Raw genomic sequence first — 17625 nt, forward strand, 5'->3', positions numbered from 1 at the left:
GCCGGCTCGCCATGGCTCCGAAACGGCCGAGGCGCGTCCGGCTCGCCATGGCTCCGAAACGGCCGAGGCGCGTCCGGCTCGCCATGGCTCCGAAACGGCCGAGGCGCGTCCGGCTCGCCATGGCTCCGAAACAGCCGAGGGTGGCCGGCTCACCACGGCTCGTGAACGCAACGCGGAGGGTTCCTTGAGCGAAACCGACGGAGGGGCGCGCGCCGCGCGGCTCATTCGCAACGAGTCCACCACCGAGATCCCGGTCCACCTCCTCTTCCGCGACGACCCGGACCCGGTCGCCGTGCCGCTGCGGCCCGCCGTGGTCACCAAGGCCCAGGTCGAGCGCGCGACCACGAAGACCCCGAACCGTCCCGCGCCCGCCCGCACGCCGCGCCGGCCCGCACCCTCCGTCGACCCCGATCTGGAGGAGCGGTCCTGCCGGGCGCTGCCCGGTGCCCTCGGAGTGTTCGGCGGGGCGGTGGGCGCGGCCGGGGCCGCGGCCGCGGTCGGCTGGGCGGGTGCGCTGCCCCGGATCATGACCGACCTCGCGGGCATCGACGGCTACGCGGGCGCCGGGTTCGGGCCCGCGCAGTGGGCGGCGCTCGCCGGGTCGGGCGCGCTCGCCCTGTTCGGCGTCGGCGGGCTCGCGCGCGGGCGCACCGGCGGGGCCTGGGTGCTCACGCGCTTCGGCCGCTACCGGGGAAGCGTGCGCAGGGCGGGGCTGCTGTGGCTGAACCCGCTGCTCGTGCGCCGCCGGGTCGACCTGCGTCTTCGGCACTGGCGCAGCGAGCCGATGCCGGCGGTCGACACCAATGGCGAGGCGCTGCGCGTCGTCGTGCTCGTCGCCTGGCGGATCAAGGACACGGCGCGGGCGACGCTCGGTACCGAGGACCACGAGACGTATCTGCGCGAGTGCGTGGAGGCGGGCCTCGCACGGGTGCTGTCCCGGCTGCCCGCCGTGGTCGGCGACCGGGACGCGCCCGTGCTGCGCAACGCCGAGGCCCTCGGCGATCTGCTCACCCGGCGCCTCGCCGAGGACGCGGCGCCGGTCGGCATCGAGGTGTTCTCGGCGCAGCCCACACGGATCGAGTACGAGCCGGAGGTGGCCGCGGCGATGCGGCGCCGCCGGATCGCGGCCCTCGACGCGCGGCGCCGCGACACGGTCCTCACCTCGGTCGTCGACTCGGTGGAGGACACCGTGACGCGGCTGACGGCGCGCGGTCTCGTCGATCTCGACGACTACGAGCGCAAGTTGCTCGTGAAGGACCTGACGGTGGCGTTCTACACGGGCCGCGGGGAGTGAGGCTCCGGGGGTGAGCGGAAGGGGCCGTGCCGGGAATCGCGATTGGTCTGGACATGTCCAACTCGCGGTTCTACATTGTGCGTTGGTCTAGACCTGAACTATCCGAACCATCGCTGTGCGCACGGCTTCCGGCACTCCCAACACCCCCCAGGAGCGGCAGCATGCGAAAGACCTCGAAGCGTACGAAGGCGTACGCGGCCCTGCTCGGCCTGACGACCGCGGGAGCGTTCGCGCTCTCCGCGGGCGGTGCCAGCGGGCACGGCTACACCGACCTGCCCGTCAGCAGACAGAAGCTGTGCGCCAACGGCGGCGTCAGCGGCTGCGGCGACATCCAGTGGGAGCCGCAGAGCGTCGAGGGCGCCAAGGGCTTCCCGGCGGCGGGACCCGCCGACGGCAAGATCTGTTCGGCCGGGCACGGCAACTTCAGCGCGCTCGACGCGGCCAAGCAGCCGAACGGGAACGCCTGGCCGGCCACGAAGGTGACGGGTGGTCAGAGCCAGACGTTCCGCTGGCAGTTCACCGCGCGGCACTCGACCACGGACTTCCGCTACTACATCACCAAGGACGGCTGGGACCAGAGCAAGCCGCTGACCCGGTCGGCGCTGCAGACCGCGCCGTTCCTCACGGTTCCGTTCAGTGGGCAGCCGCCGGCGACGCTGTCGCACTCCGGCACGTTGCCCTCCGGGAAGTCGGGGCATCACGTGATCCTCGCGGTGTGGACCGTTGCGGATACGGCGAACGCCTTCTACGCGTGCTCGGACGTCACGTTCTGAGCCCGCGGCCCCGGTGTGCCGCCCCACGGTGCACCGGGGCCTCCGGGCCCCACGCCTCGGGGCTCCGCCCCGGACCCCGCGCCTCAAACGCCGGCGGGGCTGGAAAGACCTGCTCAAACGCCGCAGGGGCTTGAAGGGGCTGCTCGGGCGCCGTGGAGGTCAGGCATAGGGCTCCACATCTGACGGGTCGTCAATTACCGTCCTCGTCATGGGAACCATGACGAGGCACACCTTCGCGGAACTCATTCAGGAGCGCTGGGGTGACCACAGGGTTGGGCTCGCGTATGAGGATCAGGTGTTCAGCCATCACCAGGTCGCGGCCGGGGCGGCGGCCCGTGCGGCGCTGCTCGGTGAGTTGCTGCCGAGGGCGGCGGACCCCCATATCGGCCTGCTCCTCGACAACACCCCAGAATTTCCCCAGTGGTTGGGCGCTGCCGCGCTCTCCGGCGCCGCCGTCGCCGGCCTCAACCCGACGCGGCGCGGCGCCGAACTCGCCCGCGACATCACGCACACCGAGTGCCGTGTCCTGGTCACCGAGCGGGCCCACCTTCCCCTGCTCGACGGTCTCGACCTGCCGGGTATCCGGATCCTCGTGACCGACACCGGCGCGTACGAGGAGCTGCTCGCGCCCTACGAAGGGGTGAAGCCGGAGGCCGACGACCGGGTAGGGCCCGACACCCGCATGCTGCTCTACTTCACGTCCGGCTCGACCGGGGCCCCGAAGGCGGCGCTGTGCACGCAGGGCCGGCTGGCGGCGGCCGGGCAGTCCCTGGTGGCGAACTTCGGGGTCCGCCGGGACGACGTGCACTACATCTGCATGCCCCTCTTCCACGGCAACGCGGTCATCGCGGACTGGGCGCCGGCCGTCGCGGCGGGGGCGGGGGTCGCGCTCCGCCGCCGCTTCTCGGCCTCCCGATTCCTGGGCGACGTACGCCGGTTCGGGGCCACGTACTTCACCTACGTGGGCCGGGCCGTCCAGTACATCCTGGCCACCGAGGAGCGGCCGGACGACCGTGACAATCCCCTCCGGGTGGGTTTCGGCACGGAGGCCGGGGCCGTGGACGCGGCGCGGTTCGAGGAACGGTTCGGGGTGCGGCTCGTCGAGGGGTACGGGTCCTCGGAGGGCGGCGCCGCGGTGCAGCGCACGGCCGGTACCCCGGCGGGCGCGATCGGCCTGGCGGCCCCCGGCAGCGACCTCGCGGTGCTCGACCCTGAGACGAAGACGGAGTGCCCGCCGGCCCGTTTCGACGAGGGCGGGCGCCTGCTCAATGGCGCGGAGGCCATAGGGGAGCTGGTGAACCGGGGCCGCTCGCCCTTCGAGGGCTACTGGCGCAACGACGCCGCGTACGCGGAGCGCGTCCGCGAACACGGCTGGTACTGGACCGGCGACCACTTCTACCGGGATGCCGAGGGGTTCCTCTACTTCGCGGGGCGCGGCGACGACAAGATCCGCGTCGACAGCGAGAACCTCGCCCCCGCCATGATCGAGAACATCCTCGCCCGCTGGCCGGACGCGGCGGCCGTCGCGGTCTACGGGGTGCCGGACCCGGTGGCGGGTGACCAGGTGATGGCGACGGTCGCGCTCCACGAAGGCCGCACCTTCGACCCGGCCCGCCTCGACGCCTTCCTCCACTCCCAGCCCGACCTCGGTACGAAGATGGCGCCCCGGTTCGTCCGGGTGGTGGAGCGGATGCCGGTCACCGCGACGAACAAGGTGCGGCGGGGGGAGCTGCGCCGCGAGGGCTTCTGGGGCGGCGGCGACCTGTGGTGGCACCCACCGGGCGCCCCCGCCTACCGCCGCCTGACCACCGACGACCACGCGGCCCTGACGACGGAGTACCGGGAGCACGGCCGCGCGGACCTCCTCACGCCCCCGTGACACCGGTGGTCAAAAGCACCCCCAGGGGCCAGGTAGTATTTACCTCGTCAACCGGCGCCATTAGCTCAGTTGGTTAGAGCAGCGGACTCTTAATCCGCGTGTCCGGGGTTCGAGTCCCTGATGGCGCACCTGAAGACAAGGCCTCTCGCTACTGCGGGAGGCCTTCGTCATGTCCGCCGTCGTTGCGGCCGCGGGGCTCTGCCCCGGACCCCGCGCCTCAATCGCCGGCGGGGCTGGAAATACCAACCGCCGGCGGGGCTTGATCTATCAAGCCCCGCCGGCGATTGAGGCGATCTTTCAAGCCCCTGCGGCGATTGAGCAGGTTCTTTGAGCCCCTGCGGCGATTGAGCAGCGGGGTCCGGGGCGGAGCCCCGAGGCCGTGACGCCGGTGTGGCGTCAGATCGCCAAGGACAGGAGGACCGGCGCCGCCTCCTTGTTGAGCTGCTCCGCCGCATCGTGCAACCGATGCGCATGCTCAAGCGGCAGCGAAAGCGCCAGACACCCCACGGACGCCCCCGCCGTGATGGGAACCGCGGCGCACACCGTGCCCACCGCGTACTCCTGAAGATCGAGCACCGGCACCGTCGACGGCTGCGCCGCGAGCCGGGACAGCAGCACCTTCTCGCTGGTGATCGTGCGCGAGGTGAGCCGCGCCATCTTGTGGCGGGAGAGGTGGTCGCGCCGCCCGTTCATGTCCAGCTGCCCCAGGAGGCTCTTGCCGATCGCGCTCGCGTGCGCCGAGACGCGGAAGTCCACCCACTCGTTGACCGCGGGCGTCTGCGGCCCCGTCGCGATCTGCGTGATCCGGATCTCCCCGTCGACGTAACGGCTCATGTAGACCGCCGCGCCCACGTCGTCCCGCAGCCGGTCGAGCGTGGCCTGGAGCTTGGCGGTGAGCGCGGCCGCCTGGCCCTCCGCGGCGCCGAGCCGGGTCAGGGTCTCGCCGGTGATGTACGCCCCGTCGGCGATCTGCTGGACGTACCCCTCGCGGCGCAGCATGCGCAGCAGGACCGTCAGCTGGTCGGCGGGCAGCCCCGTGGCGCTCGCCAGTTCCGTGTCGGTGATGCCCACGCCTCGGTGCGCGACGGTCTCCAGCACGCGCAACGCGTGCTGCACCGCCTCGTGCGGCTGGTGCGGGGTCGCACCCTGCTCGTGCTTCAGCGCCACGGTTCTTCCCCCTGCATGGACCGGTTCCGGACAGCTGGGCCGAGGTTCACGATAGCCGCCAACACCCCTTTCGGGGGCGGCGGTTGGGGAGATTGATGGCGCGTTCCGTGCCTCTCAGCAGGAACGCGCCACCGTGGCATATGCCAAAGTCATGCACCAGTCCGTGAGCGGCTGGTCACAGGACCGCGCTCAGGAACTCCCTGGTGCGCTCGTGCTCCGGCTCCCCGAACATCTTCTCCGGCGAACCGGACTCGATGATGCGCCCCGAGTCGAACATCAGGACCTGGTCCGAGATGTCACGGGCGAAGTTCATCTCGTGCGTGACGCACAGCATGGTGATGTCCGTGGTGCGCGCGATGTCGCGGAGGACGTCGAGCACGCCCGCCACCAGCTCCGGGTCGAGCGCCGACGTGACCTCGTCCAGGAGCAGCACCTGCGGCCGCATCGCGAGCGCGCGGGCGATCGCCACACGCTGCTGCTGGCCGCCGGAGAGCTGCGAGGGGTACGCCTCGCAGCGGTCGCCGAGCCCGACCATGTCGAGCAACTCCTTGGCCCGCTGCTCCGCCTCGTCCTTGGGCAGGCCGAGCACGTTGACCGGGGCCTCGGTGATGTTGCGCAGCACGTTCATGTTCGGGAACAGATTGAACTGCTGGAAGACCATCCCGATGTTCTTGCGGATCTCGCGGATGTGCTTCTCGCCGGCCTGGACGAGCTTGCCGTCCCGCTGCTCGTGCGTGAGGTACTCGCCGCCGACCTTGATGGTGCCCTCGTCGGGCTTCATCAGCGTCATCAGGAGCCGCAGGATCGTGGTCTTGCCGGATCCGGACGGGCCGATCAGCGTGACGTGCTTGCCGGAGTCGACGGAGAAGTCCAGGTTGTCGAGCACGGTGTTGCTGCCGAACCGCTTGGTGACCTTGTCGAAGCGGATGAGCTCGCTGCCGTCGACGGCAGGATTCGGGATTTCCTGGGAAGTGCTGCTGTCAGCGGACAAGACGACGCTCCAAAACTCGCAGAAGAAGAGAGGCCGGGTAGGCGATGACGATGAAGGCGACACCGACGATGCTGATGGCCTCGTAGGTGAAGGTGGTCTGGCTGAAGCCCTGGGCCTCGCCCAGCATGTCCAGCGCACCGATCGCCATGATCTGCGGCGATTCCTTCAGCATGACGATCACGTAGTTGCCGAGCGCGGGGATCACCCTGCGCACGGCCTGCGGCAGGATCACCGCGCGCCAGGTGCGCCCCTTGGGGAGGTTCAGCGCCTTGGCCGCCTCCCACTGGCCGACGGGCACGCCTTCAATACCGGCCCGGTAGACCTCGGACGTGTACGTCGAGTAGTGCAGGCCGAGCCCGACGATGCCGGTGACCAGCGGGGACATCGAGATGCCCCAGGAGGGAACGACGTAGAACAGGAAGAACAGCTGCACCAGGAGCGGGGTGTTCCGGATGAACTCGGTGACCACCGTCACCGGCCAGCTGATCCACTTCTGCTCCGAGCGCTGGGCGATCGCCCACACCAGGCCGAGGGCGAAGGCGATGATCGCGCCCCAGACGAGGGCCTGGAGCGTGACGAGTACGCCGTCCCAGAACTGCGGCATGAAGTCCGCGACGTTGGACCAGTCCCAGTTCACTTGGCACCTCCGGCACCGGTGACGGCGTCGATCGTCGACTTGGAGCGCATACCGCCGAGGAACACGCGCAGTCCGCCCTGCTCGGGCGCCTGGCCGACGCGGCTCTTGGCGTGCCGCTCAAGCAGGCGCATGAGGCGGGTGAAGACGAAGGCGAAGACGAAGTACAGGACGAGCAGCAGCGTGTAGACCGGCGCGCTGTCACCGGAGACGAGCCGCTTGAGGTTGCCCGCGAACGTCATGTCGGCCACCGCGATGAGGGACACCAGCGAGGTTCCCTTGAGCAGCTCGATCAGCAGGTTGTTGAACGGCGGGATCATCTCAGGCCAGGCCTGCGGGATCTCGATGCGGCGCAGGCGCTGGGCGCGCGTGAAGTTGAGGGCGATGCCGGCCTCGCGCTGGGCGGGCGGCACCGCGGCGAGTGCGCCGCGCACGATCTCCGAACCGTAGGCACCGTAGGTGATGCTGAGCGCCAGGATGCCCGCGAACATCGGTTGGAAGCTGATGTGGAACAGCATCGGCACGGTGAACGCGATCCAGAACATGAAGACCAGCGAGGACGTGCTGCGGAAGATCTCGAAGTACGCCCCGGACAGGAACCGCACGACCCATACGTTCGAGGTGCGCAGGACGCCGATGATGAACGCGATGACGAAGGCGAAGAGCGCGCTGAGGACCGTGATCTCGAGCGTGATCCAGATACCCGGCAGGAACCAGTTCTCGAAGAACTTGGCGGACATCATGAGGCGGCTCCCTTGGCAGGGGGGCAGAGTTTCTCGACCGTGAGGTCGGTCATCTCCTTCTCGGTGAAGCCGAAGGGCCGCATGATGCGCAGGAGTTCACCGCTGTCCTTGAGCTTGTGCAGCTCCTTGTTGAACGCGTCGCGCAGGTTCATCTCCGACTTCCGGAACGCGAATCCGCCCGCTCCGTAGACCGGCTTTCCGTCCACGTAGGGCTGGAAGGGGGCGACGCCCTCGACCCCGCTCTTGCCCTTGATCACCCTGCGGACCGTGACGGCCGTGCCGGCGAAGGCGTCGACTCGGCCCTGACGCACGGCGTCGAGCCCGGCGACCTGGTCGGGCAGGATCAGCATGTCCTTGATGCCCAAGGCCTTGGCGGTATCGATCTCCGCGTAGGCCGTGCCCGTCGCGAACTTCAGCTTCTTCTCCGCGATTTCCTTGTACGTCTTGATGCCGTGCGGGTTGCCCTTGCGCACGATGAACGAGTCGGGCATCAGGTAGTCGGGGTCCGAGAACAGCACCTGCGCACAGCGGTCCGGGTTGATGTACATCCCCGCCGACACCACATCGAACTGCTGGGCCTGGGTCAACCCCGGAATCAGGGCGCTGAACTGGGTCGGTACCGCCTTCACCTTGGGTACACCGAGGCGCGGGAAAATCACCTTGGCGATCGCCGGCGCCTCCCCGGTGACCTCGCCGTTCGCGTCGATATAGCCGAACGGGACCTCGCCCGCCACGCCGATCCTGACCTCGCCCGCGTCGCGCAGCCGGTCCAGCAGATCCCCGCCCTCGACCTTCCCCTCCTCCGGCACGCGGCTACAGGCCGATGCGCCGAACACACCCAGCGCCGCCGCTCCCGCACCGTAGAGCAGAGAGCGGCGGCGTACTGGTCTGGCGATGAATCCCTCATTGTTACCAAGTGGTGGAGCCATGGCGCGCCATTACCCGGAGCCCCGAGAGGTATGCCTATCGTTTTCAGCCCTTGATAAAGCCGAGATCTGAATTCACTGCAATCCGGCCATATCCCAACTTCACGCGATTCAGGCCGTATTGGGACTGGCGTGACTCGCCACTCCGGCCTCGTACAACGCGTGCGCGCTCCGGAGTACGAGATCGTCCCTGTGCCGCGCGGCCACGAGCTGGAGGCCGACCGGAAGACCGTCCCCGTCGAGCCCCACGGGTACGGAGGCGGCGGGCTGCTGGGTCAGGTTGAAGGGGTACGTGAACGGGGTCCAGCCCGTCCACCGGCGCAGCCCCGACCGTCGCGGAACCTCAACTCCCGCCTCGAACGCGGTGATCGGCACGGTCGGCGTCACCAGCAGGTCGTACGTCGAGTGGAAGGCGCCCATCCGCCGCCCGAGTTCCATCCGCGCGTCGACCGCCGCCAGATAGTCGAGCGCGCTGTACCGCGCGCCCCTGGTGCATATCTCCCGCAGCCCCGGGTCGAGCAACTGCCGCTTGGACGCAGGGAGATGCTGCACCACGCGCGCCGCCCCGCTGAACCACAGGGTGTGGAACGCCTCCACCGGATCCGTGAAGTCCGGATCCACTTCCTCGACGTACGCGCCGAGTTCGGCGAGCCGCGTCACCGCCGCGCGCACCACCGAAGCGACGCCGGGCCGCACCGCGACCTGACCGCCCAGCGTCGGCGAGTACGCGACCCGCAAACCGCGCACCCCGCCGTGCAGCGCGTCCCGGAAGCCGCCGGACGGCGGTCCGGAGGCCGACCAGTCCCGCGGGTCGGGGCCCGAGATCACATCCATCATGAGCGCCGCGTCGGCCGCCGTGCGGGCCAGCGGCCCCACGTGCGACAGCGTCCCGAAAGCGGACGCCGGGTACAGCGGCACCCGCCCGTACGTCGGCTTGAGGCCGAAGATCCCGCAGAACGAGGCCGGGATCCGCACCGAACCCCCGCCGTCCGTACCCAGCGACAGCGGTCCCGCCCCCACCGCGACCGCCGCCGCGCTCCCGCCGCTCGAACCACCCGCCGTACGCGAGGTGTCGTACGGATTGCGGGTCGCGCCCGACAGCGGTGAGTCGGTCACGCCCTTCCAGCCGAACTCGGGCGTCGTCGTCTTGCCGACGAGGACCGCGCCCTGCTCGCGCAGCCGGGCCACGGAGGGGGAGTCCTCGTCCCAATTACCTTCCGCGTTCCCTTCCGCGGAGACGGTTCTGGAGCCGCGCAGCGTCGGCGCGCCCTTCTGCAGCAGGATGTCCTTCACCGACACCGGCACCCCGTCGACCAGGCCCGTCGGCTCGCCCGCGCGCCACCGCCGCGCGCTCTCCTCCGCCTGGGCGAGCGCCCCTTCCGCGTCGACCCGCACGAACGCGTTCAGCGCCGGGTCCGTCTCCTCGATCCTCGCGAGCACGGCGCGCGTCGCGTCGACCGGACTGAACTCTCCCTTGCGATATCCCTCGATGAGGTCCTGCGCGGTCAGTCCGATGAGCTCGCCCGTCATCCGCCCTCCAGCACCAGCGCTCGCGATACGTTGCCGGGGACGACCTACCCAGGATCACCTCGTCAGGCACGGACATCGCGGGGAAACCGTCCGGCAATGAAGATCCGCTTTCCTGGACGCGAGAAGTCGGGAACAGCCACCTATTTCGTGAACACCGGAAAGATCACCGGAAAGGTCCACGGCACCTGCCGACATGTGCGGATTGACCCCGCAGGCACCGGAACCTACCGTCGACAACAGAGGTACTCAACCGGGTTCCTGCACCTTGTTTCGCGCTGTCGCTGTCCCGACGTCCCGGCGGTTCGCCGGCTCAAGCACCACACCGGCATTGATCAGTCAGCTGAACATGGGGCCTGCTCATGGACGTCTCATTCCTGGGGGGACCGAAACCGCAGCGCGGTGTGGGCGTCGTCGCCCCGTTCGACTTCGCTCTCGACCGCGAGCTGTGGCGCTGGGTGCCCGACCACATCTCCCTCCATCTCACCCGTACGCCGTTCGTACCCGTCGAGGTCGGCCTCGATCTGGCGCGGCTCGTCAGCGAGCACGAGACGCTCGGCGAGGCGGTGCGTGCGCTCGGCGCCACCGGTCCTGAAGTCCTCGCGTACGCCTGCGCCTCCGGCAGCTTCGTCGGCGGTGTCGCGGGGGAGCGGGCGCTGTGCGCGGCGATGCGGCGGGCCGGCGAGCTGCCCGCCGTGACCACGTCGGGCGCCATGCTCCAGGCCCTGGCCGAGGTGGGCGCGCGCCGCGTCGCACTCGTCACGCCCTATACGCGCTCGGTCACCGAATCGCTGGAGGAGTATCTGGCGGAGGCGGGCATCACGGTCACCGGGCGGGCCTTCCTCGGTCTGACCCGGCACATCTGGAAGGTGCCCTACCGGGACGTGGCGGCGATGGCCAGGGAAGCGGGGCGCTCCGGGGCCGACGCGCTCTTCATCAGCTGCACCAACCTGCCGACGTACGACGTCATCCCGCAGCTCGAGGCGGAGCTGCGAATCCCGGTGATCTCGGCCAATCAGGCCACGATGTGGGCAGCCCTCGCCCGACTGGGTACCCGTGCCGTGGGGCCCTACCAGGCGCTGCTCGATCCGGCGGCGCGGGTGTGGCCCCCGGCGGACCTGCCGCAGGCGCTGCCTCCGGAGGATCTGCCGAGGGAACGGTCGAAGGAACAGGAAGGGTGGGCGTAGGACATGACCTCGCTGGGATTTCTGTACCCCGGACACTCCGCGGAGGACGACTATCCGCGCATCGAGATGCTGATCGACAGCGATGTGCGGCTGTCCGTCGTCCACACCGACATCGGGGAGGACGCGCACCGCGTCGACGCGCTGCTGGAGATGGGCGCACCCGACCGCCTCGCCGCGGGGGTCGAGGAACTGCGGCTCTCCGGTGCGGAGGCGGTGGTCTGGGCGTGCACGTCCGGGAGCTTCGTCTTCGGCTGGGACGGCGCGCACGAGCAGGTCCGCGGCCTCGCGATGGCGGCGGGGCTGCCGGCCTCCAGTACGTCCTTCGCCTTCGCGCACGCGTTGGGGGAGGTGCGGGCGCGGCGGGTGGCGGTCGCCGCGACGTATCCGGAGGACGTGGCGGACCATTTCGCGACGTTCCTGAAGGCGGGCGGCGCGGAGGTCGTGTCGGTCCGGGGGAGCGGGATCGTCACGGCGGCGGAGGTGGGCACGTGGGGCTGGGACGAGGTGCGTGCCATGGCCCGTGCCGGTGACCATCCCGACGCGGACGCGGTGCTGCTGCCGGATACGGCGTTGCACACGGCGGCGTATGTCCGTGACCTGGAGGCCGACCTCGGTAAGCCGGTTCTCACCGCCAACCAGGTCACGGTGTGGGAGGCGTTGCGCCTGGTGGACCGCCGGGTCAACGCGCCGGCCCTGGGCGCACTCTTCACGAAGGAGCCGGTGGTCCAGGTGTAAGGCCGGGGCTCCGCCCCGGACCCCGCGCCTCAAACGCCGGCGGGGCTTGATTATCAAGCCCCTGCGGCGATTGAGCAGGCCCGTCCGGCAGGACTTTCGGGAAGGGGCGGGGTGGGGGAATAAACCGGAGTAGGCCTCCGTTACGGAGGGGTCGAACCACCCACCCGTACCGAACGTATTCGCAGGAGGACCCGTGATCCGCGGCGCAGCCCAGGGCACTGCCCCGACCCCCCTCTCCGTCCTGGACCTGGTCACCGTCGGAGCGGGTCGCACGGCCACCGACGCCCTGCGCACCAGCGTCGACATCGCCCGCCTCGCCGAGAACCGCGGCTACCACCGCTACTGGGTCGCCGAGCACCACTCGATGCCGGGCGTCGCCTCCAGCAGCCCCGCCGTGATCCTGGCCCACCTGGCCGCCCACACGGACCGCATCCGCCTCGGATCCGGCGGCGTCATGCTCCCGAACCACGCCCCGCTGGTGATCGCGGAGCAGTTCGGCACGCTGGAGGCGATGGCCCCGGGCCGCGTCGACCTCGGCCTCGGTCGCGCCCCCGGCACCGACGGCGCGACGGCAGCCGCGCTGCGCCGCTCGGACCGCCTGAACGAGGGCGCCGACGACTTCCCGCAGCAGCTCGTCGAGCTCACCCGCTTCCTCGACGACGACTTCCCCGACGGGCACCCGTACTCCCGCATCCACGCGGTCCCCGGCCCCGTCCAGGCCACCTCCCCCGGCGGCGTACAGGACCCGAACCGCCCGCCGGTCTGGCTCCTCGGATCCTCCGGCTTCAGCGCCCGCCTGGCCGCGACCCTCGGCCTCCCGTTCGCCTTCGCGCACCACTTCTCGGCGCAGAACACCCTCCCGGCGCTCGACCTGTACCGCGAGAACTTCCGCCCGTCCGAGCTGCTCTCCGAGCCCTACGCCCTGATCGGCGTCTCGGCCCTCGCGACCGACGACGACGGCACGGAGGCCCGCCGCCAGGTGCTCGCGGCCGCCCTCAACATGGTCCGGCTGCGCACCGGCCGACCGGGCCTGGTCCCGACCCCCGAAGAGGCCGAGGCGTACCAGTTCAACGAGATGGAGCAGGACTTCATCAACTCCTGGAACTCCAACGTCATCCACGGCACCCCCGACGAGGTCCGCTCCGGCCTCGACGAGCTGCAAAAGCGCACGGGCGCCGACGAGTTGATGCTCACGGCCAACGCCCACGGCGGCGACGTACGACTGCGTTCCTACGAACTCATCGCGGACGCCTACGGGTTGCCGAGCGCCTGAAGGTCCTTGGTCGCGTGACGGCGGCGGATCATCCGCGCTCCGCGAGGAGCCCCGAGATACGATCCGCCGCCACCGGCCGCGAGTAGAGCCACCCCTGCCCGGTGTCGCACCCGAGCCGGCGCAGCCGCTCCGCCTGCTCCGCCGTCTCCACGCACTCGGCGGTCACGGTGAGCCCGAGCCGGTGCGCCAACTGCACGAGCGCCTCGACGATCATCGCGTCCGCCGGCTCCGCGGGCGCGGACCCGTCTCCCTGGAACCCCCGCACGAACGCCCCGTCGAGCTTGAGCACCGACACCGGCAGCCGGCTGAGGTACGCGAGGTTGGAGTACCCGGTGCCGAAGTCGTCGATGGCGATGCGCACACCCATGTCGCTCAGCGCGTGGAGCGCCTGCAACGGCCGGCCCGTCGACCCCATCACGGCGGACTCGATCAGCTCCAACTGGAGGAGTTCCGGCGGGAGTCCGGTCTCGGTGAGGATCTGCGCGACGTCCGCCACCAGGTCCGAGTCCCACATCTGACGCACCGCCACATTGACGCTCATGAACACCGGCGGCGCCTCGGGGTGCTCCACCTGCCAGCGCCGCGCCTGCGCGCAGGCCGTCCGCAGCACCCACCGCCCCAACTCCACGATGGAGCCGTCCTCTTCGGCCAGTCCGATGAACCGATTCGGCGTCAGCAGGCCGAACTGCGGGTGCCGCCAGCGCACCAGCGCCTCGACCCCGCGCAGTGCACCGTCCGCCATCTCCACCAACGGCTGGTACTCCAGGGTGAATTCACCCCGGTCGACCGCGGGACGCAGGCTCGACGACAGGGCCTGACGGGTCATCCGGTGGGCGTTGCGCTCCGGGTCGAAGAAGGTCCAGCGGGCCTTGCCGTCCGCCTTCGCCCAGTACAGCGTGGTGTCGGCCGCCTGCATCAGGGCCGTCGTGCTGGTGCCGGTGACCTGCCGCTCGACCACGCCGATGGAGGCGGAGACCGACACCTGGTGACCGGCCAGGTCGAAGGGTTCCCGCAGCGCGTCGAGCACCGACCGGGCGAGCTCGGCCAGCTGCTCCGTACCGGTGGAGTCCTCGACGAGCAGCGCGAACTCGTCCCCGCCCAGCCGGGCCACCAGCGGGGCGCCCGTAGCGCTCTGCGCGCGGTCCGCGCAGTGCGTGAGCCGCTCGGCGACGGCGACGAGCAGCCGGTCGCCGACGGAGTGCCCGAGGGAGTCGTTGACCGCCTTGAACCCGTCGACGTCGAGCAGGCAGAGCCCCACACGCCCGGTGGCGCCCGCGCTCTCGTACGTCCCGGTGCTCTCGTACGTCCCCGTCTCCAGGGCGGCGCAGACGCGCTCGAAGAACAGGGCGCGATTGGGCAGCCGGGTCAGCGGATCGTGCAGCTCCAGGTGGTGCAGCCGGTCCTGGAGGCCGCGGTGCGCGGTGATGTCGCTGAGCGAGAGCAGCACGGCCTCCGCGTCCGGGAGCGGTGACACCGTGACGCGCAGCCACATCGAGTGGCCCGAGGGGTGCTTGAGGCGGCGGGTGCGGCTGAGCCGGGCCTGCCGCCCGCGCAGGATCTCCTGGTAGGCGTCCGCGGTGCGCGGGTCCGAGTGCAGGTCGAGCAGTTCGTCGACGGCGCGGCCGGTGAGCCGCCGGGTGTCCGCTCCGGTGCTCTCCCCGGCGTCCTCTCCGATGTCCTCCCCGCACAGCAGCGCGCACGCGGCGTCGTTGGCTCCGACGATCACGCCACGGCGGTCGACGACCGCCATGGCCAGCGGCGACGTCGCGAACGCCGGCCGGTAGAGGGCCTGCGCGGTCTCCTGGTTCTCGGAGTCCTCCGTGAGCCCCGGGATCCCCGCGAGGGGGTCGTGGCGCAGGCCGGGCGGGGCCACCCAGTGCGCGGTCGTGGGCCCTTCGGGCTGTGCGCTCACCGCTCGCTCCCGTGATGCGTCGGATGGTTGCGTGATCTGCTGCGGCCGGGTCCCGGCAGGAAAGTGTGCCGATCATAGGGCCAGGTCGGACGGCCTATCCAGCCTGGAGCACGGGGTACGCGGGTTCCGGGCCGCCGTGCCCCACCCCGGTAGATCGTTTCTGCTCGCCGCTGCCCCACCTCCTGTCGTACCCAGATCGCGGGCGATCGACTGTGGCGTTCCGTGATCGGCGGGAGTGTCGTCCACTCACTCATCCGGGCCAGATAAACAGGGCAAATCACATCAAACGCCAACACTCTGGGTTGGGTGTCCCGCTTTCCCGTCCCGGAGGTCGACTTGCCGCGTCCGCAGCCACTCGGGGGAGTGGACACACCACGCCCTCGCGCACTCGCGGCGGCGCTCACCGCCTTCGCCGCCGTGGCCGCCATGGGACTGCTCGCCGGACCGGCCTCGGCCGTTCCGTTCGCGGGACCCTGCGCCCTGGAGCGCACTCCGGCGCACCACTCCGAGGGCCTGGACAGCTGGAACCCGGCGTACCCGAAGCCCAGGAAGACCCTCAACGCCGTGATGGTCTTCCTCTCGTTCCCCGACGCGCGGCCGCTGGCCACGCCCGACGAGCTGGCCTCCGACTACTTCCCGTCCACCAGCCGCTTCTTCGACCGGGCCTCGTACGGAAAGTTCTCCCTGGTCCCGCATCCGCAGCGGCAGTGGGTCCAGATGCCGCACGCCTCGACCTCGTACGCCATACAGCGCGACTGGGACGCCGCGCACCGCGGCGCGTATCTGCGGGACGCATTGAAGGCGGCGGATCCGCACACGGACTTCAGCAAGTACGACGTCGTCTACTTCGTCGCCGACCCGGACGCGCCCGGTGTCGACTCCGACGCGACGAAGGTCGTGAACTTCGACCGGCCGATGCGGGCGGACGGCACGGACATCCACCGCATCGTGACGGTCTTCGAGCGCCATCCGCCGGACCGGAACGTCCTCGCGCACGAGACCGGTCACGTCTTCGACCTGCCCGACCTTTACCACCGGCCCACCGACGGCAAGGGGGACTGGGACACGTACGTCGGGGACTGGGACGTCATGGGCAGCCAGTTCGGGCTTTCGCCGGATCTGTTCGGGTGGCACAAGTGGAAGCTGGGGTGGCTGGAGCGGCGGCAGGTGGCGTGTGTGAAGCGCAGTGGTGAGACGCGGTTGACCCTGGAGCCGCTCGGTACGGAGCCGCGGGGGGCGGGGGCGCCCTTCGGTACGGGTGGTGGCACCAAGCTCGCCGTCATCCGTACGGGCGTCGACAGTGCCATCGCGCTGGAGGCTCGGGGTGGGTCCGGCAACGACGCCGCGACCTGTAGTCGGGGTGTTCTCGTCTACCGCGTACGCAGCGATTCCTCCTCCGGGGGCGGCCCGATAGAGGTCCTCGACGCGCATCCTCGTACGGAGGCCTGCTACGGCGAGTCCGTCTACCCGCCCCTGGCCGACGCGCCCGTCGGGGTGGGGGAGACCTTCACGGTGCCGGGTGACGACATCCGCGTCGAGGCGGAGGGCCGGACGGCCTCCGGCGCGTGGACGGTGAAGGTGACGACGGCGGGTTGATCCCACACCGGCACCGGCGTTGCGGTCACGGGGCTCTGCCCCGGACCCCGCGCCTCAATCGCCGGCGGGGCTTGATCTGCCGGGGGTGTGGGTGGCGAAGCCCCCACTGCGCGCGGCGAAGCCGCGCAGAAATGACAATGGCGACCCGGTTCGCGCTTTCCGCGAACACAGGCCGCCCTCGACAATGTGCGCCATCAGGGACTCGAACCCCGGACACGCGGATTAAGAGTCCGCTGCTCTAACCAACTGAGCTAATGGCGCCGGTTGACGTCGTAGACATTAGCACCAGGATCGGGGGCAGGAAAAATCGAAATCCGTACCGCGGCCTGCGCACTCGCGCGGGCCGCCCGGACGCACGCCCAGCGCATCACCTCGGGCCCCGGCAGCCAGGGGTGACGGGTGTCGGGGGCGACCACCCAGCGGGACTCCTGGCGCTGGTCGGGCCGGAGCGCGGCGTGGGTCGTGGGGGCCGGGCCCGTGACCGCGTCGCCGGCGCCGTGGTAGAGCAGCGGCGGCACCGAGGAGCCCCACTCCTCCCAGTGGAGGAGGGCCGGCAGGCGCTGCGCCGTGCCCGGCGCGGTGAACAGGAGCATGCGGCCCCGGTGTGTGGCGACGGGCCCGGAACCGGGTCCCTCGGACCAGAGCCGGTCTAACATCCGACGGCCGAAGATCGCGGGCACGTTCACCACGTCGAAGGCGGAACCGCAGGGGAGGACGACGGGGGCCGTGGGCCGCGCCTCCCAGTGGGCGAGCGTGGAGCGGGGATACGCCCCGGCGGAGGCGAGCCAGGCGGCACCCTCGGGCGTGACGTCGCAGATGTCGAAGTGGTCACGCGAGCCAGGGGCCGTGGCCGACGAGACGTGGGGGGAGTACGGAGGCGTCGCAGTGCTCATGCCTCATACATCTACAGGGGGTGAAGGGGCGATTGCCAAGGGTTGCGGAAAATCGGGACAGGCGTGGGCGGGGTGGAGTATCTTGCCCCACTGGC

At 70.5% G+C, this 17625-nt stretch carries 15 protein-coding genes and 2 tRNA genes; 8 read left to right on the forward strand and 9 right to left on the reverse strand.

Annotation, left to right across the window (positions count from 1 at the left end; genetic code table 11):
* The first annotated feature begins 184 nt into the window (after positions 1–184).
* From ACIRHA_RS37330 to ACIRHA_RS37345, 4 genes are all read left to right on the forward strand, one after another.
* Complete coding sequence (locus tag ACIRHA_RS37330) at positions 185–1294, forward strand: SPFH domain-containing protein (protein ID WP_403855224.1); 1110 nt, start codon at positions 185–187, stop codon at positions 1292–1294.
* A 161-nt stretch (positions 1295–1455) separates the two neighbouring features.
* A complete protein-coding gene (locus ACIRHA_RS37335) occupies positions 1456–2067 on the forward strand; it encodes a lytic polysaccharide monooxygenase (RefSeq protein ID WP_403855226.1) in 612 nt (203 codons plus the stop codon).
* Between the two features lie 208 nt (positions 2068–2275).
* A complete protein-coding gene (locus tag ACIRHA_RS37340; protein ID WP_403855228.1) occupies positions 2276–3946 on the forward strand; it encodes an AMP-binding protein in 1671 nt (556 codons plus the stop codon).
* 54 nt (positions 3947–4000) lie between these two features.
* Positions 4001–4074 (forward strand) — tRNA-Lys (locus tag ACIRHA_RS37345).
* Positions 4075–4342: 268 nt separating this feature from the next.
* On the opposite strand, the gene ACIRHA_RS37350 is transcribed toward ACIRHA_RS37345, so the two are convergent.
* The 6 genes from ACIRHA_RS37350 to ACIRHA_RS37375 form a co-directional block, all read right to left on the reverse strand.
* Positions 4343–5113, reverse strand: coding sequence for an IclR family transcriptional regulator (locus ACIRHA_RS37350; protein ID WP_403855230.1), 771 nt, complete (start codon positions 5111–5113; stop codon positions 4343–4345).
* A gap of 175 nt (positions 5114–5288) precedes the next feature.
* Positions 5289–6104: an ectoine/hydroxyectoine ABC transporter ATP-binding protein EhuA gene (gene ehuA / locus ACIRHA_RS37355; RefSeq protein ID WP_403855232.1), complete on the reverse strand. Its 816-nt coding sequence runs from the start codon at positions 6102–6104 to the stop codon at positions 5289–5291.
* Positions 6094–6741: an ectoine/hydroxyectoine ABC transporter permease subunit EhuD gene (gene ehuD, locus ACIRHA_RS37360; RefSeq protein WP_403855234.1), complete on the reverse strand. Its 648-nt coding sequence runs from the start codon at positions 6739–6741 to the stop codon at positions 6094–6096. The genes ehuA and ehuD overlap by 11 nt, the downstream gene beginning before the upstream one ends.
* Complete coding sequence (gene ehuC, locus ACIRHA_RS37365) at positions 6738–7481, reverse strand: ectoine/hydroxyectoine ABC transporter permease subunit EhuC (RefSeq protein WP_403855236.1); 744 nt, start codon at positions 7479–7481, stop codon at positions 6738–6740. Before ehuC ends, ehuD begins: the two co-directional genes overlap by 4 nt.
* On the reverse strand, positions 7478–8410 hold the full coding sequence (gene ehuB, locus ACIRHA_RS37370; protein WP_403855238.1) for an ectoine/hydroxyectoine ABC transporter substrate-binding protein EhuB: 933 nt from the start codon (positions 8408–8410) through the stop codon (positions 7478–7480). Before ehuB ends, ehuC begins: the two co-directional genes overlap by 4 nt.
* A 108-nt stretch (positions 8411–8518) precedes the next feature.
* Positions 8519–9937 carry an amidase gene (locus ACIRHA_RS37375; protein ID WP_403855240.1) on the reverse strand — a complete coding sequence of 473 codons (1419 nt, stop codon included), beginning with the start codon at positions 9935–9937 and terminating at the stop codon, positions 8519–8521.
* A gap of 359 nt (positions 9938–10296) precedes the next feature.
* Between ACIRHA_RS37375 and ACIRHA_RS37380 the strand changes: the two genes are divergently transcribed.
* The 3 genes from ACIRHA_RS37380 to ACIRHA_RS37390 all read left to right on the forward strand — a co-directional run bounded on the left by ACIRHA_RS37380 (position 10297) and on the right by ACIRHA_RS37390 (position 13129).
* Entirely contained in the window at positions 10297–11121 is an 825-nt protein-coding gene (locus ACIRHA_RS37380; protein ID WP_403855242.1) for an aspartate/glutamate racemase family protein, read from the forward strand.
* Positions 11122–11124: 3 nt separating this feature from the next.
* Positions 11125–11856, forward strand: a complete 732-nt coding sequence (locus ACIRHA_RS37385) for a decarboxylase (protein ID WP_403855244.1) — start codon at positions 11125–11127, stop codon at positions 11854–11856.
* A gap of 193 nt (positions 11857–12049) precedes the next feature.
* Positions 12050–13129: an LLM class flavin-dependent oxidoreductase gene (locus tag ACIRHA_RS37390; RefSeq protein ID WP_403855246.1), complete on the forward strand. Its 1080-nt coding sequence runs from the start codon at positions 12050–12052 to the stop codon at positions 13127–13129.
* A 28-nt stretch (positions 13130–13157) separates the two neighbouring features.
* On the opposite strand, the gene ACIRHA_RS37395 is transcribed toward ACIRHA_RS37390, so the two are convergent.
* On the reverse strand, positions 13158–15041 hold the full coding sequence (locus ACIRHA_RS37395) for a putative bifunctional diguanylate cyclase/phosphodiesterase (protein WP_403855248.1): 1884 nt from the start codon (positions 15039–15041) through the stop codon (positions 13158–13160).
* A 306-nt stretch (positions 15042–15347) separates the two neighbouring features.
* Here ACIRHA_RS37395 and ACIRHA_RS37400 point away from each other — a divergent pair, with 306 nt between their 5' ends.
* A complete protein-coding gene (locus ACIRHA_RS37400) occupies positions 15348–16637 on the forward strand; it encodes a M6 family metalloprotease domain-containing protein (RefSeq protein WP_403855250.1) in 1290 nt (429 codons plus the stop codon).
* Between the two features lie 187 nt (positions 16638–16824).
* On the opposite strand, the gene ACIRHA_RS37405 is transcribed toward ACIRHA_RS37400, so the two are convergent.
* Both ACIRHA_RS37405 and ACIRHA_RS37410 read right to left on the reverse strand, forming a co-directional pair.
* Positions 16825–16898 (reverse strand) — tRNA-Lys (locus ACIRHA_RS37405).
* Positions 16889–17530, reverse strand: a complete 642-nt coding sequence (locus ACIRHA_RS37410) for a bifunctional DNA primase/polymerase (RefSeq protein ID WP_403855252.1) — start codon at positions 17528–17530, stop codon at positions 16889–16891. Before ACIRHA_RS37410 ends, ACIRHA_RS37405 begins: the two co-directional genes overlap by 10 nt.
* Positions 17531–17625 lie beyond the last annotated feature (95 nt).

Origin of the sequence: Streptomyces sp. NPDC102360 (genome assembly GCF_044766085.1) — a bacterium.
Classification (GTDB): Bacteria; Actinomycetota; Actinomycetes; order Streptomycetales; family Streptomycetaceae; genus Streptomyces.

Coding starts and splice junctions, on each gene's coding strand:
- ACIRHA_RS37375 (WP_403855240.1), bottom strand. CDS start 9,937: ATGACGGGCGAGCTCATCGGACTGACCGCGCAGGACCTCATCGAGGGA.
- ACIRHA_RS37410 (WP_403855252.1), bottom strand. CDS start 17,530: ATGAGCACTGCGACGCCTCCGTACTCCCCCCACGTCTCGTCGGCCACG.
- ACIRHA_RS37335 (WP_403855226.1), top strand. CDS start 1,456: ATGCGAAAGACCTCGAAGCGTACGAAGGCGTACGCGGCCCTGCTCGGC.
- ACIRHA_RS37340 (WP_403855228.1), top strand. CDS start 2,276: ATGGGAACCATGACGAGGCACACCTTCGCGGAACTCATTCAGGAGCGC.
- ACIRHA_RS37385 (WP_403855244.1), top strand. CDS start 11,125: ATGACCTCGCTGGGATTTCTGTACCCCGGACACTCCGCGGAGGACGAC.
- ehuB (WP_403855238.1), bottom strand. CDS start 8,410: ATGGCTCCACCACTTGGTAACAATGAGGGATTCATCGCCAGACCAGTA.
- ehuC (WP_403855236.1), bottom strand. CDS start 7,481: ATGATGTCCGCCAAGTTCTTCGAGAACTGGTTCCTGCCGGGTATCTGG.
- ACIRHA_RS37380 (WP_403855242.1), top strand. CDS start 10,297: ATGGACGTCTCATTCCTGGGGGGACCGAAACCGCAGCGCGGTGTGGGC.